The 26,619-nt window shown below is 36.6% G+C and carries 24 protein-coding genes and 1 CRISPR repeat array; of the genes, 3 read left to right on the top strand and 21 right to left on the bottom strand.

Going from position 1 to position 26,619, the window contains the following annotated elements; genetic code table 11:
• The 3 genes from QY331_10820 (at position 1) to QY331_10830 (ending at position 4,639) form a co-directional block, all read left to right on the top strand.
• Entirely contained in the window at positions 1–2,034 is a 2,034-nt protein-coding gene (locus tag QY331_10820; GenBank protein ID WKZ68444.1) for a ferrous iron transporter B, read from the top strand.
• A gap of 17 nt (positions 2,035–2,051) precedes the next feature.
• Positions 2,052–2,774, top strand: coding sequence for a ribonuclease Z (locus tag QY331_10825; GenBank protein WKZ68445.1), 723 nt, complete (start codon positions 2,052–2,054; stop codon positions 2,772–2,774).
• A gap of 77 nt (positions 2,775–2,851) precedes the next feature.
• Positions 2,852–4,639: a M28 family peptidase gene (locus QY331_10830; GenBank protein ID WKZ68446.1), complete on the top strand. Its 1,788-nt coding sequence runs from the start codon at positions 2,852–2,854 to the stop codon at positions 4,637–4,639.
• A gap of 455 nt (positions 4,640–5,094) precedes the next feature.
• Here QY331_10830 and QY331_10835 read toward each other — a convergent pair whose 3' ends face one another.
• The 21 genes from QY331_10835 to argC all read right to left on the bottom strand — a co-directional run bounded on the left by QY331_10835 (position 5,095) and on the right by argC (position 26,619).
• A complete protein-coding gene (locus QY331_10835; protein WKZ68447.1) occupies positions 5,095–5,361 on the bottom strand; it encodes a hypothetical protein in 267 nt (88 codons plus the stop codon).
• The gene (locus tag QY331_10840; GenBank protein WKZ68448.1) at positions 5,358–5,642 is read right to left on the bottom strand and encodes a DUF4258 domain-containing protein; all 285 of its coding nucleotides are present in this window, start codon (positions 5,640–5,642) and stop codon (positions 5,358–5,360) included. Before QY331_10840 ends, QY331_10835 begins: the two co-directional genes overlap by 4 nt.
• A gap of 119 nt (positions 5,643–5,761) precedes the next feature.
• A CRISPR array of direct repeats spans positions 5,762–9,175; the repeat unit is 32 nt; unit sequence GTTTCAATCCACGCACCCGTGTAGGGTGCGAC.
• A gap of 174 nt (positions 9,176–9,349) precedes the next feature.
• Positions 9,350–9,640, bottom strand: coding sequence for a CRISPR-associated endonuclease Cas2 (gene cas2 / locus QY331_10845; protein ID WKZ68449.1), 291 nt, complete (start codon positions 9,638–9,640; stop codon positions 9,350–9,352).
• Between the two features lie 6 nt (positions 9,641–9,646).
• Positions 9,647–10,675 (bottom strand): type I-C CRISPR-associated endonuclease Cas1c, encoded by a 1,029-nt coding sequence (gene cas1c, locus QY331_10850; protein WKZ68450.1) that lies wholly within the window; start codon positions 10,673–10,675, stop codon positions 9,647–9,649.
• Positions 10,672–11,295 (bottom strand): CRISPR-associated protein Cas4, encoded by a 624-nt coding sequence (gene cas4 / locus QY331_10855; protein ID WKZ68451.1) that lies wholly within the window; start codon positions 11,293–11,295, stop codon positions 10,672–10,674. The genes cas1c and cas4 overlap by 4 nt, the downstream gene beginning before the upstream one ends.
• 69 nt (positions 11,296–11,364) lie before the next feature.
• The gene (locus QY331_10860) at positions 11,365–11,751 is read right to left on the bottom strand and encodes an endonuclease domain-containing protein (GenBank protein ID WKZ68452.1); all 387 of its coding nucleotides are present in this window, start codon (positions 11,749–11,751) and stop codon (positions 11,365–11,367) included.
• 161 nt (positions 11,752–11,912) lie between these two features.
• The gene (cas7c, locus tag QY331_10865) at positions 11,913–12,764 is read right to left on the bottom strand and encodes a type I-C CRISPR-associated protein Cas7/Csd2 (GenBank protein WKZ68453.1); all 852 of its coding nucleotides are present in this window, start codon (positions 12,762–12,764) and stop codon (positions 11,913–11,915) included.
• Between the two features lie 19 nt (positions 12,765–12,783).
• Complete coding sequence (gene cas8c / locus QY331_10870) at positions 12,784–14,532, bottom strand: type I-C CRISPR-associated protein Cas8c/Csd1 (GenBank protein WKZ68454.1); 1,749 nt, start codon at positions 14,530–14,532, stop codon at positions 12,784–12,786.
• Positions 14,529–15,287, bottom strand: coding sequence for a type I-C CRISPR-associated protein Cas5c (cas5c, locus tag QY331_10875; protein ID WKZ68455.1), 759 nt, complete (start codon positions 15,285–15,287; stop codon positions 14,529–14,531). The genes cas8c and cas5c overlap by 4 nt, the downstream gene beginning before the upstream one ends.
• A 50-nt stretch (positions 15,288–15,337) precedes the next feature.
• Positions 15,338–17,638 carry a CRISPR-associated helicase Cas3' gene (cas3, locus tag QY331_10880; GenBank protein ID WKZ68456.1) on the bottom strand — a complete coding sequence of 767 codons (2,301 nt, stop codon included), beginning with the start codon at positions 17,636–17,638 and terminating at the stop codon, positions 15,338–15,340.
• A 161-nt stretch (positions 17,639–17,799) separates the two neighbouring features.
• The gene (locus QY331_10885; GenBank protein WKZ68457.1) at positions 17,800–17,931 is read right to left on the bottom strand and encodes a hypothetical protein; all 132 of its coding nucleotides are present in this window, start codon (positions 17,929–17,931) and stop codon (positions 17,800–17,802) included.
• Between the two features lie 379 nt (positions 17,932–18,310).
• Positions 18,311–19,639 (bottom strand): NADH-quinone oxidoreductase subunit NuoF, encoded by a 1,329-nt coding sequence (gene nuoF, locus QY331_10890; protein ID WKZ68458.1) that lies wholly within the window; start codon positions 19,637–19,639, stop codon positions 18,311–18,313.
• Positions 19,639–20,112: an NAD(P)H-dependent oxidoreductase subunit E gene (locus QY331_10895; protein ID WKZ68459.1), complete on the bottom strand. Its 474-nt coding sequence runs from the start codon at positions 20,110–20,112 to the stop codon at positions 19,639–19,641. The genes nuoF and QY331_10895 overlap by 1 nt, the downstream gene beginning before the upstream one ends.
• A 44-nt stretch (positions 20,113–20,156) precedes the next feature.
• Positions 20,157–21,410 (bottom strand): NADH dehydrogenase (quinone) subunit D, encoded by a 1,254-nt coding sequence (nuoD, locus tag QY331_10900; GenBank protein WKZ68460.1) that lies wholly within the window; start codon positions 21,408–21,410, stop codon positions 20,157–20,159.
• Entirely contained in the window at positions 21,410–21,910 is a 501-nt protein-coding gene (locus QY331_10905) for an NADH-quinone oxidoreductase subunit C (GenBank protein ID WKZ68461.1), read from the bottom strand. Before QY331_10905 ends, nuoD begins: the two co-directional genes overlap by 1 nt.
• A gap of 9 nt (positions 21,911–21,919) precedes the next feature.
• Positions 21,920–22,438 carry an NADH-quinone oxidoreductase subunit NuoB gene (gene nuoB, locus QY331_10910; GenBank protein ID WKZ68462.1) on the bottom strand — a complete coding sequence of 173 codons (519 nt, stop codon included), beginning with the start codon at positions 22,436–22,438 and terminating at the stop codon, positions 21,920–21,922.
• Positions 22,429–22,797 (bottom strand): NADH-quinone oxidoreductase subunit A, encoded by a 369-nt coding sequence (locus QY331_10915; protein WKZ68463.1) that lies wholly within the window; start codon positions 22,795–22,797, stop codon positions 22,429–22,431. Before QY331_10915 ends, nuoB begins: the two co-directional genes overlap by 10 nt.
• Before the next feature lie 118 nt (positions 22,798–22,915).
• Complete coding sequence (locus tag QY331_10920) at positions 22,916–24,070, bottom strand: acetylornithine/succinylornithine family transaminase (protein WKZ68464.1); 1,155 nt, start codon at positions 24,068–24,070, stop codon at positions 22,916–22,918.
• Positions 24,067–24,861 carry a [LysW]-aminoadipate kinase gene (locus QY331_10925; protein ID WKZ68465.1) on the bottom strand — a complete coding sequence of 265 codons (795 nt, stop codon included), beginning with the start codon at positions 24,859–24,861 and terminating at the stop codon, positions 24,067–24,069. The genes QY331_10920 and QY331_10925 overlap by 4 nt, the downstream gene beginning before the upstream one ends.
• Positions 24,858–25,496 carry a hypothetical protein gene (locus QY331_10930; GenBank protein ID WKZ68466.1) on the bottom strand — a complete coding sequence of 213 codons (639 nt, stop codon included), beginning with the start codon at positions 25,494–25,496 and terminating at the stop codon, positions 24,858–24,860. Before QY331_10930 ends, QY331_10925 begins: the two co-directional genes overlap by 4 nt.
• 73 nt (positions 25,497–25,569) lie before the next feature.
• Complete coding sequence (argC, locus tag QY331_10935; GenBank protein WKZ68467.1) at positions 25,570–26,619, bottom strand: N-acetyl-gamma-glutamyl-phosphate reductase; 1,050 nt, start codon at positions 26,617–26,619, stop codon at positions 25,570–25,572.

The raw sequence follows: 26,619 nt of genomic DNA on the forward strand, positions 1-26,619 counted from the left end.
ATGAAATCCGATAGTATTCTCAATCTCAACAAAAATCAAACACTAAGTAACGTTGATCTTAAAAAGATAACCGATGTTAAAGAGAAAGTTGTTCTTGTTGGAAATCCCAATGTAGGCAAATCACTTTTCTTCAATTACTTGAGCGGCATGTACGTTGATGTCTCCAATTTTCCGGGGACAACAGTTGCATTAGCTAAAAGTAATTATAAAAATTTTGAAATTATCGATACGCCCGGCATTTATGGAGTCTCCTCTTTTAACGAAGAAGAAACAGTTGCACGTGATGTAATTCTTGAAGCGGATAGAATCTTAAATGTTGTCAATTCGCTTCATTTGGAGAGAGATTTATTTTTGACACTTCAATTGATTGACATGGGCAAAAAAGTTTCTGTAATGCTAAACTTTGCCGATGAAGTTTCAAAAAGAAAAATTAAAATCGATGCCGACAAGTTAAGTGAAATATTAGGCGTGGAGGTTTATCAAACTTCTGCGGTGAAGGAAACCGGATTTGATAAACTTGATGAAGCAATCCAAAATGCGAGAGTCGGTAAGCAAGAATTAGACCTCCACTTTATGATTCAGCAAGTTATGCAAAAGAACATTGCACAACCGGAAGCTGTTTTAATTTTAGAAGGCGACGCTTCAATTGCAGAAAAAAATAAAGTTGAAACCGGAACCGCAGATGAAAGAGAAAAAATTTATATAGGAAGACGAAACCGGGTAAATGAACTTGTCGATCAAATTGAACACGAAGATTCGAAAAAAGGTGAGATTTTTAATTTGATTGGAAGGTTGTCGTTAAATCCTCTAACAGGTATTCCAATTTTAGCGGTTGTTCTTGTTATTTTATATTTCTTCATTGGTGATGTTGTTTCTCAGAGAGTTGTTGGATTCACCGAAGATACGGTAGGTAAAGGAATTTTTGAATATCATCTCAAGTCATTCATTTCTAATTATACTCCTTCGGAAATGGAAGTTAGTATTATAAATGACGCGGAAGAAGTTGTAGATAGCAAATCGTTTATTTTCCCGGATGGCAAATCATCAAATCCAGAATTAGCTAGTGAGTTTGACGAGGTTTCTGCACTGCCCAACGCAGAAACCGAATTCGAGTTTTCGAGTCCGGTTATGAAACTCTTATTTGGTGAGTTTGGCGTTATCACAATGACTACTACTTATCTAATATTTTTATTACTTCCACTTGTTTTGGCATTTTACTTTGTAATGGCATTGTTAGAAGACAGCGGTTACTTACCTAGACTAGCAACAATGCTCGATAGATCATTTACAAAAATTGGTTTAAATGGCAGAGCTGTAATTCCAATAATGCTTGGTTTTGGATGCGTTACGATGGCAAACATTACAACACGTATTTTAGGCAGCAATAGAGAGAAAACGATCGTCACAGCTATATTACAATTTGCAATTCCATGCTCAGCTCAATTAGCTGTGATTGCAGTTCTTTTAAGCGGTGCCGGTGTTGTTCCGTTGTTAATTTATGGAACTGTCATTTTTACTGTGTTCATTAGTCTTTCTACAGTACTTAATAAAATGCTTCCGGGCGAAAGTTCACCTTTGTTAATTGATTTACCAGCTATTCAAATACCAAGATTAAAAAATGTATGGAGAAAGACAGCGTTTAGAACAATTGGTTTTATGAAAGAAGCAGCTTTCTGGTTTTTTGTCGGTGCTCTAGGTGTAGGATTAATGCAGATTTCAGGCATACTTAGTATTTGGCAAGATATACTTGCTCCTATTGTAACCGGTTGGTTACAACTTCCTAAAGAAGCCGCAACAGCTTTTGTCATGGGATTAGTTAGAAGAGATTTCGGTGCTGCCGGATTGTTCGACATGGAATTGACCATAATGCAGATAACTGTAGCAATTATAACAATAACATTATTTGTCCCTTGCATCGCATCATTTGTTGTTATGCTTAAAGAACGTGGAGTTAAAGAAGGTTTATCAATATGGTTCGGAACTTGGATTGTAGCCTTTTTAATTGGTGGAATTGTTTCACAGATTTTAATCTAATTGATTAAGCGAATAAGATGACAAAAAAGAAATTACCAAAATATCCTCTCATCTGGCAGAAAGATGATTTCTTTATAAAAATATATTGTTCCATTCCGAATATTGCTACAGGAATAATTATTACAACCAACAAAGCCAAATTTGTTGTTGATCCAGGAGATGGAATTTTACGAGATCTGAACAAAGACTATAGCAAAAAAGAAATCTTGGAAGTTTCAGATATCTTTATAAGTCATGGTCATCATGATCATTTAGGAGGACTTTGGTCGCTTCTTACTTATCTCTCCGTTATGAAAAGAAAGCAACCACTTAATATCTACTATCCAAAAGGATGTTTGGAGATTCAAAGTATTTATAATGCGTTTAACTCGGTTTACTCAAAAGAAATTGAGTATCCCATTAATTTAATTAGTATCTCGGATCAAAAAGCTTTTGCGTTGGATTCGATTCAAGTAACTCCTTTTAAAGTAAATCATCGAGAGCCGAATGATGATGGTATTGCTATTGAGGTTCCATCTCTTGGATATAGGTTTGATTATGACGGAAAATCTATTTGTTATGGTGGTGATACAGCTTACAGTGAAAATTTAGTGAGAATGGCTAAGGGAACCGATTTAGCTATTATTGAAGCCGGTGCATTAAGTGAAGAAGAAGCCGAACTTCATATGACAATTGAACAAGCATCATTAATTGGAGAAACTGCCGAAGAGTATTTCCTTGTCCACGTTCCAGAAAACTAATTTTTATTGAACCCACTCTATAATATTTTTCATTTAATTTTAATATTTTGTACCACTTCTAAAAATTTGAGGATCTAATGAAGAAATTATTTCTTTTTCTTTTGGCATTCGCAATTGTAAGCATTGCACAAGATACATCTACTAATCCTGATATAACTATAGATGAACTTAGAGATCATCTGAAGTATTTAGCATCAGATGAGCTGGAAGGCAGATTAGCCGGTTCGGAAGGCGGTAAACTCGCTGCCGAATATATCAAACAGCAATTTGAATATGCCGGATTACTTCCCTTTTATGATGGCAGCTTTTTTCAAAATTTCGAATTCGTTCAAAACATAGAATTAGGTAGCAACAATTCCGCAAGTATTTCCTTCAGTGAAAATAAACTCGAATTAAGAATTGACGAAAATTTTACAGTTGCACCGTTTTCCGGTAATAATACCATCGAAGCAAAATTAGCCTTTACAGGTTACGGAATTTCTTCATCTAAATTAGAGTATGACGATTTTGCAGGTTTAGATTTAACAGGCAGAATTGCAATTATTATGAGATATAATCCTGATAACGATAGCGCGATGAGCGAGTTTGATAGGTTTTCATCTCTTCGTGTGAAAGCTTCCGCTGCACGAGATGCCGGAGCTCTCGGAGTAATATTTGTAAATGGATATAAGCCGAATGAAGACGATGACCTGATTGAATTCAAATATGATCGTGGTCCGGCAATGAATGACTTTCCAATCATTCATGTTAGAAGAACCATTATTGATGATTTGCTGAAGTCCGAAGGATATGATCTCAATGAATTACAAAAACAAATTGATGAAACAAAAAAACCGAATTCATTTTTACTTAATAATTCGACAGCATCAATTTCTACAGATGTAAAGGAAATTATAGTTAATGGTGACAATGTTGCCGGCTATCTTGAAGGCAATGATCCAAATCTAAAAGATGAGTACATTGTAATAGGTGCGCATTTCGATCATCTCGGCTGGGGTGTTGACGGATCGATGTACAGAGGTGATGAACCCATGATTCATAACGGTGCAGATGATAATGCGTCCGGAACTTCCGGTCTTTTAGAAATTGCTGAAAAGCTTGCCGCTAATAAAGAAAATTTGAAAAGAAGTATAGTATTTATGGGATTTAATGCAGAGGAACTTGGCTTACTTGGTTCTGCACATACTGTAAACAATTTTCCTGTTGATCTTCAGAATACTGTTGCAATGTTAAACATGGATATGATAGGCAGATTAAGTGATGACAAAGCCCTCACAATTATTGGAACCGGAACTTCATCCGTTTGGAAAGAAATGCTTGAAACTAACAACACTATGGAATTTCAATTAAAATTTAATGACGACGGCTGGGGCGGAAGTGATCATCAATCATTTACATTAAAGGAAATTCCGGTATTATTTTTCTTTACCGGAATTCATGAAGATTACCATAAACCTTCCGATGATTGGGATAAGATAAACTTAGAAGGACAAAAGAATGTTGCTGATTATGTGTATACAGTAACAACAAAAATAGATGAGTTGGATGAACGTCCGGATTTTATTAAAGTTGAGAGAACTGCTCCAAAAGGAGGAGGTGCAACTAAAGTTTACGTCGGTACAATACCTGAATTCGGTTGGAACGGTGAAGGATTCAAATTAGGTGGTGTTAGTGAAGGCGGTCCCGCACAAAAAGCCGGTTTACAAGGCGGTGATATAATGATTCAATTTGGTGAAAAGAAAGTCGTTAACATTTATGATTTTATGTATGCGATGAACGAGCACAAACCCGGCGATGTAGTTAAAGTAATAGTTTTACGTGGCGGAGAGGAAAAAGAATTTGATGTGACTCTTGAGAGTAAATAATATTTGAGTTGGAGTTTGTGAGAATAATGGGGAGTCAATTGGCTCCCCTTTTTTATGTCAAAGCTGCATAAATGTTTGAGTATAAGTTGATCGAAGGTTGAGCGGAAGTTAATCGAAAGTAGAACCTACCTATATTCTACGCCACTTTGTCACACTCTTCTAATTAATTCAGAAAATTCGGCCATTGGACGGCACTGCTTCGAGACTAGAACGGCACTGCTACGGCGCTGTGACGGCAACGCCTCGAGAACTATTCGAGAGTCACTCGAGAACTCTTCGAGAATCATTCGAGAAATGGGTATGAACCGGATGGCAATTAGGTGTAGATAAATCTGAATAATTATGTATTATTTTGAGAATTTTGAACGTAATTGCTTACCGTTCACAAATAGTTGTTATCCAAATCTTTTGGAGTAATTTTATATAAATATTCTTATGTTTTTTTAAGCGAATTATTATTCCATAGAACGCAATTCACCTTTATTATATTTGTGTATAATGCTGGCAATTAATGTTTGATATGGAATACCTTCCTCTATTGCTTTTACTTGAATATCATTGTAATCTTTCGAAGTCAAACGAATGTTTATCCTTTTGTTTTTGGCCAAACTCTCTTTTGCGGCTTGTTCAAACTTCTTTTTATCTTTTCTTTTTACCGATTTCCATTCACCTTTTTTATAGGATTCCATTAATTCTTTTTCTTCTTTATCTAAATATTTCATCTGTCTTCTCCTTCATTTAAATATTGTTTTGTTGCTTCTCTGCTCGGATAAATTGTTTTCATAAAATATTTTTTATCATCTTCAACAAACGGAACAACATACGCATAATTTCCAACTTCTATAATGAACATTTTTTGATTTGGATACTTTTCTTTATCAGGGTGGTCTAAGATGTCCAAAATCTTTCCATTAGAGATTGCTAATACGATTTCTTCAAAAGATATATTTCGTGTTTCTTTTAAAATATTATTCTTTTCTTCATTCCAATCGTAATATTTCATCAATCATTTTTCCCTTGAATTAGCCGTGTGCCTTATCGGCGACAATAAATTATGAATTCATTTTAAATAAATCAAGAGATTCTTTTCATCCTTTTCTGCGGTATAACTACTACTTGATCCGTTCAATCCACGCACCCGTGTAGGGTGCGACTAGTTTTCCTTTAAAAATTTATCCTCAGCATCACTGTTTCAATCCACGCACCCGTGTAGGGTGCGACGAAGTAATTCATTCAATTACACATCAATTTCATTTAGGTTTCAATCCACGCACCCGTGTAGGGTGCGACTCGGTAATCTTAACGGGTTATCCGGCTTTACCGGTTTCAATCCACGCACCCGTGTAGGGTGCGACCTCTTATGGTTTTATTCTGTGCAAAACTTGTCAGCAGTTTCAATCCACGCACCCGTGTAGGGTGCGACTAATGAAACAGCATCATAAATTTATCGGGGTTGGAGTTTCAATCCACGCACCCGTGTAGGGTGCGACTTAAAGCAACATCGGCACCAAGTGTATTTAATTTTGTTTCAATCCACGCACCCGTGTAGGGTGCGACCTTGTATGCTTCAACTGCTCCCAAATCCATATTAAAGTTTCAATCCACGCACCCGTGTAGGGTGCGACTCAAAGCTAGATAGTTTGATAACTCTATTTAATGCGGTTTCAATCCACGCACCCGTGTAGGGTGCGACAAGGGAAAATTTACACTTTGGGATTCACGGTTAATGTTTCAATCCACGCACCCGTGTAGGGTGCGACTAACTTAAAGATGTATCGTTTAGCCAAGTTGACAGTTTCAATCCACGCACCCGTGTAGGGTGCGACGCAGCTTCTTAATTGCTATCCTGTTATGTGGCTTGTTTCAATCCACGCACCCGTGTAGGGTGCGACCCTCTTCTGTTATTTCTGATACGGGTTCTATTTCAGTTTCAATCCACGCACCCGTGTAGGGTGCGACCAAAGATATTATCAATTTCGAGATAACTTATTTGTGTTTCAATCCACGCACCCGTGTAGGGTGCGACATTCTTTAGTGCAGTAATTTTCGCAACGTTCAAGTTTCAATCCACGCACCCGTGTAGGGTGCGACCTGTCCGCCCAAAAAATTATAACTTGCAATTCAAGTTTCAATCCACGCACCCGTGTAGGGTGCGACAGCTTATTCAAAAGCTAAGAAAAATTTAGACCCGTTTCAATCCACGCACCCGTGTAGGGTGCGACATCCATTAACGATCGTGAAAGCGATAAGAGCAGTGTTTCAATCCACGCACCCGTGTAGGGTGCGACAGCATCCAGCTTACGCACTATATTGCCATCATTGTTTCAATCCACGCACCCGTGTAGGGTGCGACCAGATATAGTTTATTCTGATAAACCCTTAATCATTGTTTCAATCCACGCACCCGTGTAGGGTGCGACACGCCCGTCTATGTTTAAATTAATCGGTGGGATTGTTTCAATCCACGCACCCGTGTAGGGTGCGACAAAAAGCGCGGCCCATTAATTGTATTACCGGCATTGTTTCAATCCACGCACCCGTGTAGGGTGCGACTATGATTCAACTGAATATTAAAAAGGCATAACATGTTTCAATCCACGCACCCGTGTAGGGTGCGACAAATATCAAGCGGGAATGTTGATTCATATTGATGGTTTCAATCCACGCACCCGTGTAGGGTGCGACGATAGCAACAACAAGTGTATTTTTTACTTAAATGTTTCAATCCACGCACCCGTGTAGGGTGCGACAATGGAAGGGCAGTTGTTTACTGCTAACGCTAATGTTTCAATCCACGCACCCGTGTAGGGTGCGACATGCTACATCTTGTAATGGAAGAAGCTATAAAAAGGTTTCAATCCACGCACCCGTGTAGGGTGCGACAGCATTCGTATTTACATTCATATTCCCAGGTTCAGGTTTCAATCCACGCACCCGTGTAGGGTGCGACATTCTGCTAAGTTCGTTTTGTTTGGTAGTGTTTTGTTTCAATCCACGCACCCGTGTAGGGTGCGACTGGCATAATAATTACCTCTTTTAGTCAATTAAATGTTTCAATCCACGCACCCGTGTAGGGTGCGACCCATGTTTTGGTAACAAACTCGTGTAATGTCTGCTGTTTCAATCCACGCACCCGTGTAGGGTGCGACTCGGCACCTTTCTGACGTGTGCGGTGGAAGGATTGTTTCAATCCACGCACCCGTGTAGGGTGCGACCGCTGATCACTATCCGCAGCAATCTTACAAAGTGTTTCAATCCACGCACCCGTGTAGGGTGCGACAGCCGCTTGCTACAATTAATCCGTGGACTCTTTGGTTTCAATCCACGCACCCGTGTAGGGTGCGACCAACAGAACAAAAACTTCAAAATCACATTGAGCAGTTTCAATCCACGCACCCGTGTAGGGTGCGACTGCTAACACTCATGCAACTTATTATAACGTGACGGGTTTCAATCCACGCACCCGTGTAGGGTGCGACCCGCGGCTATTACAGCAGCCGCTAATATTGGTCCGTTTCAATCCACGCACCCGTGTAGGGTGCGACCTTGTAAAGCTGCCGGCCAACACTATCAACATTATTGTTTCAATCCACGCACCCGTGTAGGGTGCGACCCCATAGACTTTAGTCCAAGCTTTCGGTTAAAAAGTTTCAATCCACGCACCCGTGTAGGGTGCGACGCTCCCAATCTTCCCATAACAACTTCATTCCTTAGTTTCAATCCACGCACCCGTGTAGGGTGCGACTCTTTTTGGCAATAGCGTTAGAGACTTCAAACTCGTTTCAATCCACGCACCCGTGTAGGGTGCGACTCTTATCCTCAAAATCTATTTTACTAACTTCCTGTTTCAATCCACGCACCCGTGTAGGGTGCGACAAAGTGATTTTAAAGTACGTGTGTTGATTGACTTTGTTTCAATCCACGCACCCGTGTAGGGTGCGACTAACTGCGGAGTTAACTATCGGAGTAAGCGACGGTTTCAATCCACGCACCCGTGTAGGGTGCGACGTTCTTTTGCCTTTTCCTCAATTGGTTTATGAGGTTTCAATCCACGCACCCGTGTAGGGTGCGACACCATACGATGTTAAGCTCATGCACTCTTCAAAAGTTTCAATCCACGCACCCGTGTAGGGTGCGACAGTTTAGCTTTGTTGTCACTTTCTAGGTAAATGTGTTTCAATCCACGCACCCGTGTAGGGTGCGACTTAAGTTCATGCTGCCGTGCAGCTGGTTGAATATGTTTCAATCCACGCACCCGTGTAGGGTGCGACACTAAGCAATCAACAAGAGTCGCTTAGTTTTAGATGTTTCAATCCACGCACCCGTGTAGGGTGCGACAAGGCAATCCGTGACCGTGAGTGGGTTATCATCGTTTCAATCCACGCACCCGTGTAGGGTGCGACAAAGCCGGTGAGAAAAAAGTATTAGATGCCCTGTGTTTCAATCCACGCACCCGTGTAGGGTGCGACAACTCAGCTTTTGCGTCTGTAATTATTTCATCAGCGTTTCAATCCACGCACCCGTGTAGGGTGCGACAGTTACTACCCTAACTGTATAAAATATACTGTGTTAACTTAAGGTTTTTGCTAACAAAGTAAAGAACAAGAAAAAAAATCTACACTGTTACTTAAAACAGCATTTATGGCTCATTTTTAAACAGCTAACCTACTAGGGTTTTTGTGTATGCTTCACTTAGCAAAAATCAAAATTTTATAAAATAAATGTGTCATCAAAACTCAGATTTTTGTCTTTACCATAGCGTTCCAATCTTCGCTGCCAATTAGCGCCAAGGTGGTAAAACCTTAGACTGTCTTCCTTTTCATCGTAAATTGATAAAAGCTCATTTTTAAACATTTCCCATTGGGAAGGATCTACAACACATTCAAACACAGAATTTTGTGCTCTTATACCATAGTTTAAACAAGTGTCAGCGACTTTTTTTAATCTCTTTTTTCCACTGATCTTTTTCGTTGAAACGTCATAACTAATTACAACCATCATAATAATTTACCTCAAATAAAATGGTGGATAGTCTTCTATATCGCCTCTAATATAACGTGCAAGTAGTTGGGCTTGTATGTGAGGCAATAATCCGATTGTCATTTTTTCACCAAGAAACGGATGGGTTATTTCTTCCTGTTTTCTTTTTTGATAAGCAGTTAATAGTGCTTTTCTTGCATCATCAGACATTCTAACTTCGCCCGATTCTCTTATCTCGAAATCTTTTTTTGATACTTGTTTTAAGTTGATTAGATTCAACATAATTCTATCCCCCATATAGGCTCTGAATTCTTCCATTACATCAAGAGCGAGACTTGGTCTTCCTGATCTTAGTTGATGTAAAAATCCAACTTGAGGATCAAGACCGACTGTTTCTAAAGCTGATCGAACATCGTTAACTAAGATTGCATATGTAAATGATAACAATGCATTTGCGGGATCGAGAGGCGGTCGTTTTGATCTTTGTGTAAAAGTAAAATCATCTTTTTGAGACGTTATTAAGTTTGAAAGTACGCTGAAATATATATTTGCACATTCCCCTTCATAACCTCTTAGCTCATCTAATGATCGGGTTTCTTCAATTTTCTTCAATCTTTTAGCCATCACATCAACTACTAATTCGATTTCTTCAGGAGATAAGTCGGGATGATTTCTTTGATGTCTCAAAAGTATATAGCGGTAATTTGAAACCTTTGCAGCAATAATTGGTCTTGCAAGTTTAAGCGAGAGAAATTCGTCATCGGATATTGCATACTGGGCTTTACGCAATAAAACATTTCCTTTTTGAGCACCGTAAACCCGAGCAAGAAATTTCCCATTCATAGAAAGATAGCTTATACCAATATTGATTTCTGCACAGTACGCCATAAGCGCTGGCGTTAATGCTCTGAAACCGAAACAAACAATATTTTCGATCGAATGAGTTGGAGCCTGGAAAACTTTTTCGTCATTTATTTTTACAACAAATGTCTCTCGTTCTTTATGAACAAATGCATCTTCCGAGGTAATGTAAAGTGTGTTAAGATGTTTTTTCATAATGTATATAATCCTTTAATGTAATTTTTTAACTTACGGCTGTTCATCGCTTTTGGTTGACAAATTGGTTGCAACGAACAATTTTTACATTTTGCAGCATACTCTGCTTTAGGAATTTTTTTACTTGTTACGATATCCCTCACAGAAATGATAATGTTTTCCGTTTGGGAGCGAAGTTCATCATTAATTTCAACAACATCCCGCCTTCTAATTTTTCCGTAAAAGAATGCTCCTTGTGTAATTATTGTATTAAGCATTTCTTCAAGACAAAGAACTTGTGCACAGAGCTGTACCTTGTCGCTTAAATCATCTTTTGGTTTTCCGGATTTAAATTCCACCGGCAAAATAAATTTCCCTTTTTGATTTTCATGGAATTCAACTACATCACAACGCCCAACAATTCCGTACTTAAATGAATGAATTCGTAATCCGCGAACAGTTTTAACATCGCCGCGTGTTTCGTATGTGTCGGTATCAACTTTTTCATGAAGAATATTACCTCGGGTGGTAAATAGATTTTCCTGCCAAACATCATCTACATGTATTAGTCCGCATTGTCTAGGACAATAGACGTAATGTTGTAAGGCGCTTATCATTATGAATTGTTCTTCTGTGTACATTTTCCTGACTCATCCCCATACCCCTTCTCCCCGCAAGCGGGATCTTCGACTTCAAAGAGAAGGGGAGTATTATTTTTGATATTCTCTTTTGATCTCATTTAATACTTTACTTAAATCAGTTTCGATTTCTTTATTTGTGAACCTAATAACTGTTACTCCGAGATTTTTAATATCTTCCGTTCTTAGCATGTCGAACTCTTTCTGCTTTATGTGGTAACCGCCGTCAATTTCAATAACTAACTTTAATTCATGACAATAAAAATCAGCTATATAAAATGATTCCTTTCCTCCCAAATTATAGAATAACGGAAATTGCCTATTGAACTTTTTACCCATAAATTTTCTGTTGCGTACAGCTTCCCAGAAAATTATTTCTGCTTTTGTAGAGTTTTTTCTTAACTCTCTACAAAGCTTTATTGCAACTGGATTTAAATTAGATTTTGAGTTCAGACTCATTAAATACTTCTTCAACTCATCCCCAACCCCTTCTCTTCAAAGAGAAGGGGCTTTTAAAAGTCCCTCTCTCTGGAGAGAGGGACTTAGGGTGAGTGGGCTTTAAAGGATGATAAAAATTAATTTCCTTATCTCTCAGTCAATTGCAATAACATATTTATTATTTACTTAACCTCAACAACCTTAAATATCTCTGTGAATTTTTCACCGTCAAGAAGTATTTCGTAATCGGAGTAATCTCTAGCGGGTCCATCTGTTAATTTTTTATGAGTTACACGGTCAAACAATTCGTGAGCAAGTTGGTTGCCCAATGCTGTTTGATGTTTGAATACAATCAACTTTCTTGTATTCATCATTCCACGTGCTGCTGAATGGTCGTGTTCGAACATATTTTGCATTGCTTCCCAGAATAAACTCAAATCTTCTTCATTGAAACCCGTTTGGTTTGCTAAGTGTGCAGATATAAAGCCGTGGGCTCTGTATAATCCATAAGGTACAGTATATTTTCTTCCCATTTCTGAGCCGCCGGTTTCTGATCTTGCTTCTGTAGTTTTCGCTACTCGTGTAATGCTATGTTCAAGTGCAACTATTGGATCAGTTGAACGCGCAAAGGTTATTTGAATTGGTCCACGAACTTGGCCGGCATTTTTACCTGTAGACATAACCGCACCAAAAGTTCTAACATCATAATAATTTTTGCACATCCACATTCTAGCTGATTCAGTTTTGTCTTTATCTTTTTCCTTTTTACTTACCTCGTCATCTTCGTGTGCCTCATCGATTAAATTATTAAGTACAGCCCTTTCTTTTATAAAGATATTATAAGGTGTTTTTTCTTCTTTGGTCAACTGTACGTAGTTCCGCACTTTTCTTTTAATACAAACATCTGTTACTAAACCGTTCGCTGTTTCTGCATCAATCCTTGGTAAGTTACCCGCATCGGGATCACCATTTGGATTACCGTCTTTTACATCAAAATAAAAAACAAAGTCATAACGATTTTTAATTGTTTCCATTTTTATTCTCCTTTATTCATCAATTTTTGTTTGTTTCATTTTCCAAAACTTCTTTCTCTGATTTCCTTGTAAAAAACTCTTGTCTTTGGTGATAATAGCCAACTGCAAAATGAGCTTGATCATTAAGTGCAAGGTTAGTGGGAAAAGATGATATTTCAGTAACCACATCCCCGATCATCTTTTCAAAATATATTTTTCTTCCGGCGTTCAGTTTTTTTAGGTGCGAGTTTTTTAAACCCAATAAACGTGGGAAAACAGTAATTGGGCTACTTGAGGCAGCACCATAATATCTATCCCTAATAGTCGCATTAATTCCTGGATTAGCTTCTTCCTGAATTTTTTCCAATACCGCAAAAAGTCTCCCAATGCGATAAGCAGCATTGGTGTTGTTTGGATCGAGTCCCATTTTAATCTCCTTTTCATTCTTATTATGAATTTTATTAAACCTATTTAAGTATGCTTTAAGAATTGCAGCTCTGGTGCGGTTAACAGTTTGTTCAGCTCTTATTCTTCGAACACATTGCTGCATTAAAGTTCTAGGGTAAGGTGTACCATCAATAATGCTCTCAATAACAGCACCGGCAAGATTTGGCGGAACGTTATCCATTTTATAGGAAAGGGCGGTTGAGGATAATATCTGATAGAGAGAAAGATATTTATGATCTTTCGGTCCATGAACTATTTCAAAATCATCGAAATGTTTTTTTATATTTTTTCCGAAATCTTCAACAGATGGGGCTTTCCAAAAACGGACAGATATTCGTGCGGCGTTGGGGGCAAGTCCCAAAACATAAAAATGATTGGTTTTTTCTGATGAAAGTTTACCTGTAAATACAGAATTAATAAATGATTCAATTACTTGTACACCTTTATCGGGATTATCTTCATCCGGTTTTTGTGCAACAAGAAAGGAAAACATTTCTTCAGGATTCACTTCCTCTGTTTTCTTTTCCGTCCAAAAAAGTATTGTAGTATCTGCAATAGAAATTTTATTTTTTGAATCCTTGCCAAGCAAGAGATTTAAGGCTGTTGTATAAGCAAATGAACCACTCTCACTAATGGGTGAATTATAATTTTGCTTTTTTCCATAAGAGTTGAAGGCTGGCAAATTAAAAGAAATTAGAGCACCTCCTTGTGTCTGCCCACCACGGACACCTTTAATTTTTTGGTGAAGGCGGGCAACTTTTGTTTTTGTTTCACCTGTTATCAGACAAATTTCGTTCCCTTCATTCTGCACTGACCGTTTTAATTTTCCCCTTAAGTCATCACAAATGCAGTTATTTAATGCTCCATCTATTCTAAATACAATGAATGGATTTTCATCAAGCATTTTTTGCCATAATTCGGTGTACCCTGAATTTTCAATTTTCTCAACCGGATCATTTTCAAGATATTTTAACAAAGAATTTATCGAATGGATGTTTTCGGGCTCTATTTCTTTTTTTATTCTTTCAATAAATAAATTAAACCTTTCATTGATGTCCTCACGATTTCTTGGATTTGCTCCAAGCGCATATTCAATATTATCCCACAGTAAATTTGATTTTTTCCCAACAGTTCTATTTACAGATTGAGGGACGAGAAATTTTTTTGATCTTTTAAGTCTTCCTTCGCCTTCACGCGTATCTTCAATACTAATAAAAGCACCATCTTCATTAATTAATATTACATAAGGGATTTCTTTCCACTCCCATCCTTCTGGTGCAATATGACTGCCGGGATCAGCAGCTTTCCTCTGATAATAATCATACAAAGCTTGTAGTATCATTTTCTTATCTCCTCACTTGTATAGTGTGGAATATTGACGACACCGTTTTCAATTCTTGCCGGAAAGAACATTGGCTTTGGATCTTCTAAATCGGAAAAATCCATATCGTAAAGCATAAATCCGAGATTGCGGGTTTCATCTATTGTAATTGCCGGATTAGTTTCAAAATCTTTAATCAATTTGAAATTGCAGCTAAATTCTCTTGTCCCCAGATACGGTTGGTTAAAGCATTGTCCTTTAGAAGCCCGGCGTTCAAAGATTGCAAGATATTTTCCGGGATTTTCATCTTTACGGTAAACATCTTTTTGTTCTTCCCAATTTTTAATTTCTTCAAGCATAAATTCTCTTTCATCCGGATCCCAAAGAAATTCCGGTAAATTTGTATGCTGATTATTTTTCCTTTCAGCTATCGGAATAAATTCAAGCACAGCATAAAATCTATATTTAACATCCCGAAGAAAATATCCGGCGCGTTGCTGTCGGTTTTCTTCGATTATTATTCCGGTTTTATTTGAAGCAATTGTACCTACTTCGTTTCTTCTTACTGACATCCATTTAATGGGATTAATAATTTCAATTTTTGTTGGATGCCACCGGATTGCGGGTTTCCAAAAAATGGATTCGAAAACAGCTCGGACTGCAGAAGGTGTGGGTACATCGTAACTCACTCGTTCTACTTTCATTTCAGGTCGTGTGAAACAAGCATAATCTCCCCAAACCTCCAAACAAAATGGTTTGTGGTTAAGATTGTTCATACATATTTCCTCCTTTGTATTTTGTAATTATCTTTGTCAATTAATGATTTTCATACAACTCCATCACCAATAATCCAATCAGATTCATTACCTAATAATCCCAAACCTGGTTTATACAAATTCTCATCACACTGTACCCAATAACCATTTATATCTTCAACGTAATTAGCATTTTTAATGTTATTAAAAATGTATATCGGGACATTCACGACGTATCGCTGGAGTTTTCTTAATAATTCTTTTGTTGGATTGTATCTTAATTGCTTTATTAAATCTCGACTATCTATTTTTGATTTCTTGCTTTCATACCAAACAATTATACTGTATTGCTTTGTTGAATCAATCATATTGAATTTTTGAGCAAAGGTTTTGAATGAGAAATGAAAATCAGAAGTATCATTTAAAATATAATGTTGAAAGTCAGCTTTATCGAAAGTAATTAGATTTGAATAAAGGTATTTATAATATTCCGAATAAATGCTTGGTATTAATTCTAAATTTGTTTTATTTCTTATAACCGCTTTTCCTGCGTCTTCTGCTTTTCTTAAAAATCCTACCGGCGATGGCTTAGGTGGATTAAAGACAGTTACTTTACCGCCATCTTTTATTTTATTTTCTCTGTTGCATCTTCCGGCAGCCTGCGCAATGGAATCAAGTCCTGATAATGCTCGGTAAACAACCGGAAAATCAATATCAACTCCGGCTTCAACAATTTGTGTGCTAATTACGCGAATCGACTCATTATTTTTTAATTTACTTTTTATATCGGAAATAACTTCACTTCTTTCCTCACCGCACATATACCCTGAAAGATGAATAGTTCCTTCTGGCATTTGCTTATGAATCTGCCTGCAATCATCTTTTCTATTTACAATGCAGAGTACTCGATGATAAGACTTTAATTGTTCTGCAATTTCTTCATAGCTTTGTCGCTCGGTTAGGTCTTTGGGGATCTCTACTTTTACTCTTTTAAATTCTAAGGCAAGAGAGTCTGGGTCATCAATTATTTCGGTTACTTTTTCAAGTCCGTCAATTACTGAAGTATCACTTCCAATTTTTCCTTTGAGCGCCGGTTGAGTCGCAGACATCAGTAAGACAGTTACACCGAAAAATTTAACTAATCCATTTAACACACTTATAATTGGTTTTAAATAATCTGTTGGAATCATTTGTGCTTCATCAAGAATAATTATGCTGTTTGCAATGTTGTGTAATTTTCTGCATGCCGAGGTTCTGTTTGCAAATAATGATTCAAAAAGCTGCACGTTTGTAGTTACAATAATTGGTGCGTCCCAATTTTCTTTTGCTAGTCGATTATTATGATTTTCATCTTCGGGATCCAGATTGCTGTGGTGTTCAACTACCTGATCTTCTCCAAAAAGAAATTTACCTTCTGATTTAAATTTTTCTATTTCTTCATCTATATCACTTCCGTATTTAAATACTTTTGATGTCTGTTCAATTATACTTGTGTATGGAATTGCTACTATTACTCTTTTCTTATCGTGTTTTATTGCGTGCTTAAGTGCAAAAGCCATTGAAGATAAAGTTTTTCCGCCACCAGTAGGGACTGTTAAAGAAAAGAAACCTGGCTCTAACTTTGCTTTATCAATACATTGTTTCAAAATTTTATTTCTTTTTTTATTGAGTTCGGATTCTGATTGTTTCGAATATAAATAATCATCAAGTTTTTTCTGAAGTTCTGAAATTGGTAAATAATCCCCGCGCACCTTCTCTTCCATATATTTTTCTGTATCTAGAAAATCAGCATCAACAAGGCAAGAGAAAAGCATTCTGATCCAAAGATGATTTTGTTCTATTGCTTCTTTACTGTTTCCACATTTGTAGTTGGCAGGAATTGAAGTCGGAATTGGTGATTCAAGAAACGGTTTTGCTTCTTTAATAGGTTTTATCTTTTCCAAATCATCAATTATTAGATTTCCATTTTCATCAAACAATCTTTGATAAAGCTGTGGAGTCCAATCCGGCAAACCGGAATGATGGCCGCCAATTGCATAAGCTAAAGCATTAGCCATTTTAGATTTTTTGAATTTCTCAAAAATGTAAACTGATCCAGCAGTACTATGATTTGGTCTGGTGCCTAAATTTTCAATATGAGCATCAGGATCAGGATAACCTGAATTTCTAAATAAATATTTTTGCCAATCAGGATTATACTTACCAAGATCATGAAGATAGCCCGCCAATTCGGCCCAATCTCTATTCTTGAATTCCTCAGCAAACTTACCGGCAAGATTTGCAACATCTTTAAGGTGATCATTTAGATAATGTGGTTCTTTCCAGCTTCCATCTTCATTTTGTTTTACATGCGCAATAAAGTCTTTCTTCATATTATTTCCTTGCATAAAAATTATTTACGAATATTTAACTTTCTTTTCTTTGATAAAAAATCCAATCTTACGGACGGGTTTTCCGGGTAGAGTCAGTAATGCTTTTCGACTTCGGCTAGTCTGTTAAGATTTCTTAATGCTTGTCCCATTAATTAATGAAGCTACCAATCGTTTGAAAACTTATTCAATGCATTTTGGACGACTCTTTTGCTTTTATCGTATTTTTCATCACGAATTAAAGCGATACCTAATAGAAGATACGTCGCAGTATCATACGGAAATTCTTCGCGCATAAGCCTCAAAATATTTGCCACTTTCTTAATATTACCCTTCTTCTAACAAATTTAAAATAAGAGAATGTATCTCTTCGTTATTCTGCTTTTCATATAATTACCTTACCCCCTACAAATGTTTTTAATAGACCTACGGCAGGTGACTCACATAGTTAAATAATACACAGAACTGATTTCGTAATATTTTGGATAGTTATCAGTGCTGGTTATTTCAAAATACACACATCCCCTTTAAATTTCACTAATAATTATTCCATATTATTTGGATATGAAGACTTTTGAAAAAAAAGTATTTGGTATTGATTGCGATGAGATTAGATAATAAAAAGAGTGATTACTTGAAAAGTTTTCGGTTAATACTGAATTCTATTAGAGGTATTTATCTTTTAATTTTATCCAACGGAACTTTTGTCCCCCGCATAGAATGAACTTTGTTATGGATAGGTAAATCAACTTCCGGTTTAACATATTCTTCAAGTTCTTTCCTGAATCGTTGGATTGTAAATTTAACAGGCCATGCTGCAGCATCACCTAATGCACAGATCGTATTACCCTCGATATTGTTTGCTACATCAATCAGTAAGTCTAAATCTTTTGAAGTAGCATTGCCCTCTATCATTCTGTTTAAAGTCTTTAACATCCAACCTGTGCCTTCGCGGCAGGGTGTGCACTGTCCGCAACTTTCATGATAATAAAATTTTGTAATTCTGGCTAAAACTTTGAGAATATCAGTATCTTCATCCATTACCATAACACCTGCCGTTCCAATCGCAGAACCGGCTTCTTTAAGAGATTCCGCATCCATACGAACACCTTCAATTTGATCACCTCTTAATGGAGGCATAGATGAACCACCGGGTATAACCATTTTAATTTTTTTGTTTCCCGGAACTCCACCGGCTATATCATAAATTAGTTCGGTTAATAAAACTCCGGTCGGAAGTTCGTAAACTCCCGGTTTATTAACATGACCACTGATACCGATTAAAATTGTACCCGGATGTTTTGGGGCACCGATATTAGCAAACCATTCCCAACCATTTTCTATTATTTTTGGAACGTTTGCGATTGTTTCAACATTATTAATTGTAGTTGGATTTCCCCACAAACCATTTTGTGCAGGGAATGGAGGTTTAATTCTTGGATATCCTCTTTTACCTTCAATGGAATTCATCAACGAAGATTCTTCACCGCAGATATATGCACCTGCACCTTTGTGAATATGAATATCACAATAAAAATCAGTTCCGAAAGTTTGTTTCATTTGTTCGCCAACGTAACCCTTAGCATAGGCGTCATCTAATGCTTTTTGCATTAACTTAATCCATTTATGGTATTCACCGCGAATATATATATAAGCTGTCTTTGCACCGATTGCATAACAAGCAATCAAAATACCTTCGATAAGCTGATGAGGATTCTTTTCGAATACTTCTCTATCTTTAAACGAACCCGGTTCTGATTCATCGCCATTAACGCAGAGATATTTAGGTTTATCTGTAGTTTTTGGCATGAAACTCCACTTGAGTCCGGTAGAAAACGCAGCACCGCCTCTGCCTCTTAATCCTGATTTCTTAACTTCGTCAATAATTTCATCCGGAGTTAAACTGAAAGCTTTCTTTGCGGAATTAAATCCACCGTTAGAAAGGTAGGTATCTAACACATGTAAATTTTCTATTCCGGGGAGAACTATTTTAACTTTTTCCATTACTTGAGTGTATCCAAAATTTCTTCAACTTTATCTTTCGTTAAATTTTCAAAATAATCTTCGTTGATTGCTATCATAGGAGCATAACCACAAGCGCCCATACATTCAACTTCCTCAATTGAAACAAGACCGTCTTCAGTAACACCAAGATTATCAATGCCGTACTTTTCTTTAATTTGCTTCCAAATTTCATAACCACCGCGCAGCATACAAGATACATTTGTACAGACTTGTATGTGATGTTTGCCCATGGGTTTTTTATGATACATTGTGTAAAATGTTGCAGCACTCAAGACCGATACATTATCTATGCCTAGTACATTTGCAATTTCCTGCATAACTTCAGTGCTGATATAACCATTTTGTTCTTGCGCAATCCAGAGTGTATCCATTACAGCGGCTAAGGCGGTTGGATATTTCTTTCTGCTTTCTTCTATTTTCTTTAGACTTTCGTCTGTAAAATTAAATGACATTTCAATTCTTTTTAGAATTTAGAAATTAGTGTTTAGAATTTGTTTTACTTATCCGCTTCTCCCATTACAGGATCAATACTACCAATGATTGCAACAACATCGGAAATCATTTGACCTTCACACATTAATGGTAATGCTTGTATGTTACAAAAACTTGGTGATCGAATTTTTAATTTCCAAGGATGCCCGCTTCCGTTGCTAACAAAGTAGAAACCGAGCTCCCCTTTTGGATTTTCAACCGAGAAATATGTATCGCCGACCGGAGGATTAATTCCAAAATTTACCAACATGAAATCATGAATTAGCTCTTCCATCTTTGTATAAATTTCATCTTTGTGCGGTAGAACTTTTTTAGGATCGTTTGCTAAAAATTTCCCCGGTTTAATCTTATCCAAACATTGGTAAATAATTTTTACGGATTCTTTTACTTCATCAACACGAACAAAATATCTAGCTAAACAATCGCCTTCATTGTAAACCGGTACTTTAAAGTCCGTCTGATCGTAGAACATATATGGTTTAGCGCGGCGGATATCATACTCAACCCCGGAACCTCTTAAGTTCGGTCCGGTAATTCCCAAAGAGATTGCTCTGTCTTTAGGCAATAAACCTATACCGTCAAGACGTTCAACAAAAATTCTGTTTGTATTAAGTAATCGTTCAAATTCGTCGAATGCATCTTTGAATCTATCTAGGAAATTCTTAATCATTCTTAACGCCTCATCACTTGCATCCGAAGCAACGCCTCCGAAACGTGTATAACTAGTTGTGAATCTGGCGCCAATAAGTAAGTCAAATATATTTTGTATGTATTCTCTTTCTCTGAAAGTCCACATAAATGCTGTAATTGCTCCGACATCAAGCGCGAATGTTCCAACAGCAACTAGATGTCCCATTATTCTTCCGAGCTCATTAATTATCATTCGAATATAAGTAGCTCTTTCGGGGACTTCTATTCCGGCAAGTTTTTCAACCGCAAGCACGTATGCAACGTTGTTGCAAAGATTTGCTGTGTAATCAAGTCTGTCGGTGTGAGGGATGTAGTCATAATAATTCATATTCTCGGCCATCTTTTCATATCCTCTATGAAGATAACCGAGTTCCGGCACGCATTTAACAACTGTTTCACCGTCAAGTCGAAGTAATAATCTTAAAACACCATGAGTTGCGGGATGCTGCGGACCCATGTTAATAATCATTTCGTTTTCAAGTGCATCTTCAATTGTTAAATCAGGATCTGACTCTAAAAGTTTATTCAACAATTTCTCATCATTCGTTATATCGATTTGTTTATTCATTAGTCTTCGTTTTTATTTGGAAGTGGAAGTGAACCGGGTATTCCCATAACAGGAAATTCTTTTCTTAACGGATGATATTCAAATGTTTCGGGCATGTACATTCTGCGTAAATCAGGATGATTATTAAAATGAATTCCATACATATCCCAGGTTTCTCTTTCATACCAATTTGCACTTTCCCAAACCGAAACTACAGAATCAATTGATGGATTTTTTGCATCTTCGATAGTTGCTTTTAACCTTATATTAAAATTTTTACTTAGTGAATAAAGATGATAAACCGCAGTAAATCTATTTTTTCTTTTAGCCCAATCAATTGCAGTAACATCAACACACATTGCAAAATCTAATTCGGGATCATCTTTTAAGAAATTCGAAAGTTCAACAATTCTTGCGGGATGAATCTCTATACAAAGATCATTTCGGAAATCAGTTATATCTACAATATCCGACCCAAATTTTTCTTTTACTTTGGATACGATTAATTCTTTGAATTCCATTTTAGCCGGTTAGTTATTACTTATTGATAAATCAACTAATTTCTTATCTTGAAAATCTCTTGCTCGTGTACCGTCAATTTTCTTTTGAAGCTCCATCAAAGCGTTTATTAAATTTTCGGGTCTGGGCGGACAGCCGGCAGTGTAAACATCAACAGGTAAAAACTGATCAATTCCTTGAACAACCGGGTATGATCTATACATTCCTCCGGAAGAAGTACAAGCTCCCATTGCAATTACCCATTTTGGATCAGGCATTTGATCATAAATTCTTCTGACAACATGAGCCATTTTGTAAGTAACAGTTCCGGCTACAATTATTAGATCACATTGCCGAGGAGTAAATCTCATAACTTCAGACCCGAAACGGGACATATCATATTTAGGGTCGACTGCCGACATCATTTCAATCGCACAGCAAGAAATTCCCATCGGCATCGGCCAGAGTGAACCTTTTCTTGCCCAAGCAATTACTGCATCTAATTTCGTGGTTAAATAACCATCAGAGGTGAGCTTTGATTCTAATCCCACTTTAAAGCACCTTTCTTGTATATGTAAAGGAATCCAAGTTCAAGAACAATTAGAAAAACCATCATTGGCCAGAATGCAAAGATTCCAAACTCATTGTATAGATTACGAAATTCAACTCCCCATGGATACAAATAGATAACTTCTATATCAAATATTATGAACATCATTGCAACGAGATAGTATTTTATCGAGACTCTCTCGTTTGTTGAACCAATTGGATCTTTACCACTTTCATAAGGCATCATTTTAATTTTTGTTGGTCTTTGTGGCCCAAACAGCGAAGATGAAAAAATTATTGCGGCAGCAAATACTGCGGCTACAACTAGTACTAAAATGATTGGAAGATATTGTAAAATCATAGGTTATCAATTCGTTTTGAATTCATCAAAATTATTACAAAATAGGGCGAATGTCAATTTGATGATTATTCACGGAAATTGATGATGATGTGCGTAAAATTGAAAAATAATTCGAAAGTTAAGCTAAAATTTCGTTCAAATTTTCGGCTACTTTGTCCAATTGCTCCTTTGTAATAACTAAAGGAGGAAGCATTCGAATTACGGTTGTACCAGCAGGTAAAGCAAGTATTCCCCTTTTCATAAGTTCTTCTAAATATGGTTTTGATTTTTCTTTTAGTTCAATTCCAATCATCAATCCCATATGTCTTACTTCTCGAATTTTGGAAAGATTATTGATATCAAGTTTTGAAATAAAGTACTCTCCAAGCTCGGCTGCTCTTTCGTCCAATTTATTATCTAGCATAAAATTAATAGACGCTAATCCGGCTGCGCAAGCTAATGGATTTCCGCCGTAAGTTGTTCCGTGTTTGCCCGCGGGAACTTCTAATAAATCATTGCATAATACAGCACCGACCGGAAAACCACCGGCGATTGCTTTTGCAAGACAAACCATGTCAGGCTGAATATCAAAATGTTCATGAGCAAACATCTTCCCGGTTCTGCAGAAACCTGTTTGGATTTCATCAATTATTAGTTTGATTCCCTTTTCGTTACAAAGTTTTTGTGTCGATTGAAGAAAATTTTTATCAGCAATATTTATTCCGCCTTCACCTTGAATAACTTCAATTATTACTCCTGCCGTCTTCTCTGTAACTGCTTCGGCTAATTTTTCAAAATTATTAAAAGGTACGAAAGAAAATCCCGGAACTAACGGTTCGAAATCTTCCCGATATTCTTTTTTAAAAGTAGCACTTAATGCACCGAGAGTTCTTCCGTGGAAACCTTTCATTGTGGCAATGAAATCGGTTTTTTTAGTTGAATATCTTGTAAACTTAATTGCAGATTCCATTGCTTCAGCACCCGAGTTGCACAAATATGCTTTTGTAAAATTCTTTGGCGCAATTGAAATTAGTTTTTCTAAAAATTTTGCTTTAGTATCGTTATAAAATGTGCCAGGACAAGTGACCAAAGTAGATGCTTGTTCAGTCAGTGCTTTGACAAGATACGGATTTGCATGTCCGATGCTGGCAACTCCAATACCGGCAGCACAATCGATGTATTCGTTTCCTTTGTCGTCCCATAATGTTGCTTCTTTTCCCTTTACTAAAACTACATCGCGTTTTGGGAAGACATCAAATTCATATTTACTTTGTAATTCTTTGTAGTCAATCATTTTATTACTGTCCCTTTATTTTCAATTGCATCTTTTAACGGATGCTCGGTTCTTCCATCAGCAATTATAACAGTTGCATCGGAAGTTTCGAATAATTTATTTAATGCGTGCAACTTTCGTTTAATTCTGCCATCAACTTGTTCTTCTTTTTGACGAAGTTCTTCTTTCGTCATATTCAAAATTAATGAACTTTCATCATTTACATCCTCTAAGAATCCCGGAGCTTCAATAAATTGGATTATTCTTTCCGCTTTTAGTGTCGATTGAAATACTGCCAAAATATCATCGTTTTCCGAATTGATAGCTTTGCCTTCTTCATCAGCAATCGGCACAGTAACAACTGGGAGATACTTATTTTGTAAAAGTAAATTAATAAAATCACTATTAATTGCTTGAGGCTTGCCTGAATTATCACGAATGACTTTGAGTTTATTATTTTCTCTTACTCTTATTCCGGTGTTTCTTTTACCTTGCACCAATCTGCCATCCAAGCCTGTTAACCCAACAGCATTTATTCCGGCTTGTTGAGCTAATTCAACAATTCTTTTGTTCATAACCCCGGCATAAGCCATTAGTTGAATATCAATTGCATCATCATCACTAAAAACACTTGCATAACCCGAAACTGAAGTAATTATTTTTTTTTCATAATTTAATTTTGCTGCAAGTTGATCTCTATAAGCATTCGCTCCATGGATAATTATAAACTGCTCATCTTTCATTGTTGAGATATCATCAATAATACCCTTAACATTAATAGACTGTCCGCCACCGATTTTAATAAGTATCATTCATTAAACTCCATAATTGTATTATTCGGAATTGTTAACCACTCATGATCATCTAAAGGATCTGAACAAATAATAAGTTCACTTTTATTTTGCTTATAACTCATTGTAAAGTATTCTTCATCCTCATTGAATTGCGATGAAACAACAACGCTATTTTTATCAGTAAAGATAATATTCATTGCGCGAATGTAACTTGTTCTTTGCTTTATAATTGTTGTACCCTTTTGAAGAGCTTCAAGTTTATTTCCTCGATCAAAGCGATTAATAAAATTAAATATTTTCTCAGCACCAATTCTTCCTTCGACTTTTAACTTTACACCATTAAGTTCACCGTTAAAAATGAAGATTGTATCATTATTGTAAAACGGCATATTGTTTTCTATGGTTATATCTTGATCACGGAAAGCACTTCTTGCATGTACTACTAGTCTATTTGTGATATTAAATTTTGAAAAATCATTCTCCCAAATTGGATTTATATTTTTGTAATGATTCCATTCATTATTTTTTAAATATGCTAATCCCCAACCATGTCCTTGAAATTCTTTGCTGTTTTTGCAAATCACAGCAAATTTATCAAGGTATTCGGGGATTGAAAACTGATCTTTAGATTTTATAAATAATAATCTACACATATTCTTCTCTGTGTTTCTTTGTGACCTTTGTGGTGAATCTTTCACCACAGAGAACGCAAAGGTCCACTGAGTATTAAATTGGATGAAGACCCGGAAATTCTAGTCCCGTTGTTTCATCAAAACCGTTCATTAAATTGAAAGCTTGTAAAGCTTGTCCAGCCGCACCTTTCATCAAATTATCAATTGCACTGATAACCACAACACGATTGGAGTTTTCATCTTTCTTAAAGCCGATATCACAATAATTTGTTCCGATCAATAGTTTTGGTTCCGGGTATCTATAGTTACCTTCATTCTCTTTAACAATTCTTATGAAAGGTTCGTTACTATAAAACTCACGGTATAATTTCCAGATATCTTTTTCTTCTAGATTTTCTTTCAGAAATAGATGAGATGTTGCTAGAACACCGCGCACCATATCAATCGAAGTAGCAGAAAAGTGAACACTAATTTTCTTTCCGCTAAAACTCAATTCTTGTATAATTTCCGCACTGTGTCTATGTCCTGTTGGTTGGTATGATCTAACAGCTCCTGCTCTTTCCGGATGATGTGAAGCATCGGATGATTTGTTACCTCCTTCACTTGATCCAACTTTTACTTCGATAACTGTTCGATCTAAATCAACTAAATCTTTTTTAAAGAAAGGATATAATGGTAAAATAGTTGTAGTTGCATTGCAACCGGCAGAGGAAATATATTTAGCGGATTTCATTTCTTCACGATGAAGTTCAGGAATTCCATAAACAAAATCCTTTAATAGTTCCGGTCGAGCATGTTTATGATGATACCATTTCTCATATTCATTTTTGTCATTTAATCTAAAGTCAGCACTAAGATCAATAATGCGATCGGCAATCTTTAAAAAATTATCAATATTTTTTTGCGCACTTCCGTGAGGAAGACAGAGAAAAAGTAAATCGCATTTTTCCAGTTCATTCATACTGCTGAATTTTAAGTCAGTTACTTTTCTAAGATTCGGATGAGCTTTGTAAATGAACTTACCTAGATAACTTTCGGAAGTTACCTGTTTGATTTCAACTTTCGGATGAAAAAGAAGTAACCTTATTAAATCGCCACCGGCATAACCGGAACCTCCAACAACCGATACACTTAGTTTCTGCAT

Source organism: Melioribacteraceae bacterium (genome assembly GCA_030584085.1).
GTDB lineage: Bacteria > Bacteroidota > Ignavibacteria > Ignavibacteriales > Melioribacteraceae > SURF-28.

Bases quoted from the DNA above. Each gene is read 5' to 3' on its own strand.
- cas1c (WKZ68450.1), bottom strand. From the start codon at position 10,675: ATGAAAAAACATCTTAACACACTTTACATTACCTCGGAAGATGCATTT.
- QY331_10840 (WKZ68448.1), bottom strand. From the start codon at position 5,642: ATGAAATATTACGATTGGAATGAAGAAAAGAATAATATTTTAAAAGAA.
- cas2 (WKZ68449.1), bottom strand. From the start codon at position 9,640: ATGATGGTTGTAATTAGTTATGACGTTTCAACGAAAAAGATCAGTGGA.
- cas5c (WKZ68455.1), bottom strand. From the start codon at position 15,287: ATGAACAATCTTAACCACAAACCATTTTGTTTGGAGGTTTGGGGAGAT.
- QY331_10860 (WKZ68452.1), bottom strand. From the start codon at position 11,751: ATGAGTCTGAACTCAAAATCTAATTTAAATCCAGTTGCAATAAAGCTT.
- cas4 (WKZ68451.1), bottom strand. From the start codon at position 11,295: ATGTACACAGAAGAACAATTCATAATGATAAGCGCCTTACAACATTAC.
- QY331_10915 (WKZ68463.1), bottom strand. From the start codon at position 22,797: ATGATTTTACAATATCTTCCAATCATTTTAGTACTAGTTGTAGCCGCA.
- cas8c (WKZ68454.1), bottom strand. From the start codon at position 14,532: ATGATACTACAAGCTTTGTATGATTATTATCAGAGGAAAGCTGCTGAT.
- QY331_10920 (WKZ68464.1), bottom strand. From the start codon at position 24,070: ATGATTGACTACAAAGAATTACAAAGTAAATATGAATTTGATGTCTTC.
- cas3 (WKZ68456.1), bottom strand. From the start codon at position 17,638: ATGAAGAAAGACTTTATTGCGCATGTAAAACAAAATGAAGATGGAAGC.
- argC (WKZ68467.1), bottom strand. From the start codon at position 26,619: ATGCAGAAACTAAGTGTATCGGTTGTTGGAGGTTCCGGTTATGCCGGT.
- QY331_10885 (WKZ68457.1), bottom strand. From the start codon at position 17,931: ATGCGCGAAGAATTTCCGTATGATACTGCGACGTATCTTCTATTAGGT.
- nuoD (WKZ68460.1), bottom strand. From the start codon at position 21,410: ATGAATAAACAAATCGATATAACGAATGATGAGAAATTGTTGAATAAA.
- nuoF (WKZ68458.1), bottom strand. From the start codon at position 19,639: ATGGAAAAAGTTAAAATAGTTCTCCCCGGAATAGAAAATTTACATGTG.
- cas7c (WKZ68453.1), bottom strand. From the start codon at position 12,764: ATGGAAACAATTAAAAATCGTTATGACTTTGTTTTTTATTTTGATGTA.
- QY331_10905 (WKZ68461.1), bottom strand. From the start codon at position 21,910: ATGGAATTCAAAGAATTAATCGTATCCAAAGTAAAAGAAAAATTTGGG.
- QY331_10830 (WKZ68446.1), top strand. From the start codon at position 2,852: ATGAAGAAATTATTTCTTTTTCTTTTGGCATTCGCAATTGTAAGCATT.
- QY331_10835 (WKZ68447.1), bottom strand. From the start codon at position 5,361: ATGAAATATTTAGATAAAGAAGAAAAAGAATTAATGGAATCCTATAAA.
- QY331_10895 (WKZ68459.1), bottom strand. From the start codon at position 20,112: ATGTCATTTAATTTTACAGACGAAAGTCTAAAGAAAATAGAAGAAAGC.
- QY331_10930 (WKZ68466.1), bottom strand. From the start codon at position 25,496: ATGTGTAGATTATTATTTATAAAATCTAAAGATCAGTTTTCAATCCCC.
- QY331_10825 (WKZ68445.1), top strand. From the start codon at position 2,052: ATGACAAAAAAGAAATTACCAAAATATCCTCTCATCTGGCAGAAAGAT.
- QY331_10925 (WKZ68465.1), bottom strand. From the start codon at position 24,861: ATGATACTTATTAAAATCGGTGGCGGACAGTCTATTAATGTTAAGGGT.
- QY331_10820 (WKZ68444.1), top strand. From the start codon at position 1: ATGAAATCCGATAGTATTCTCAATCTCAACAAAAATCAAACACTAAGT.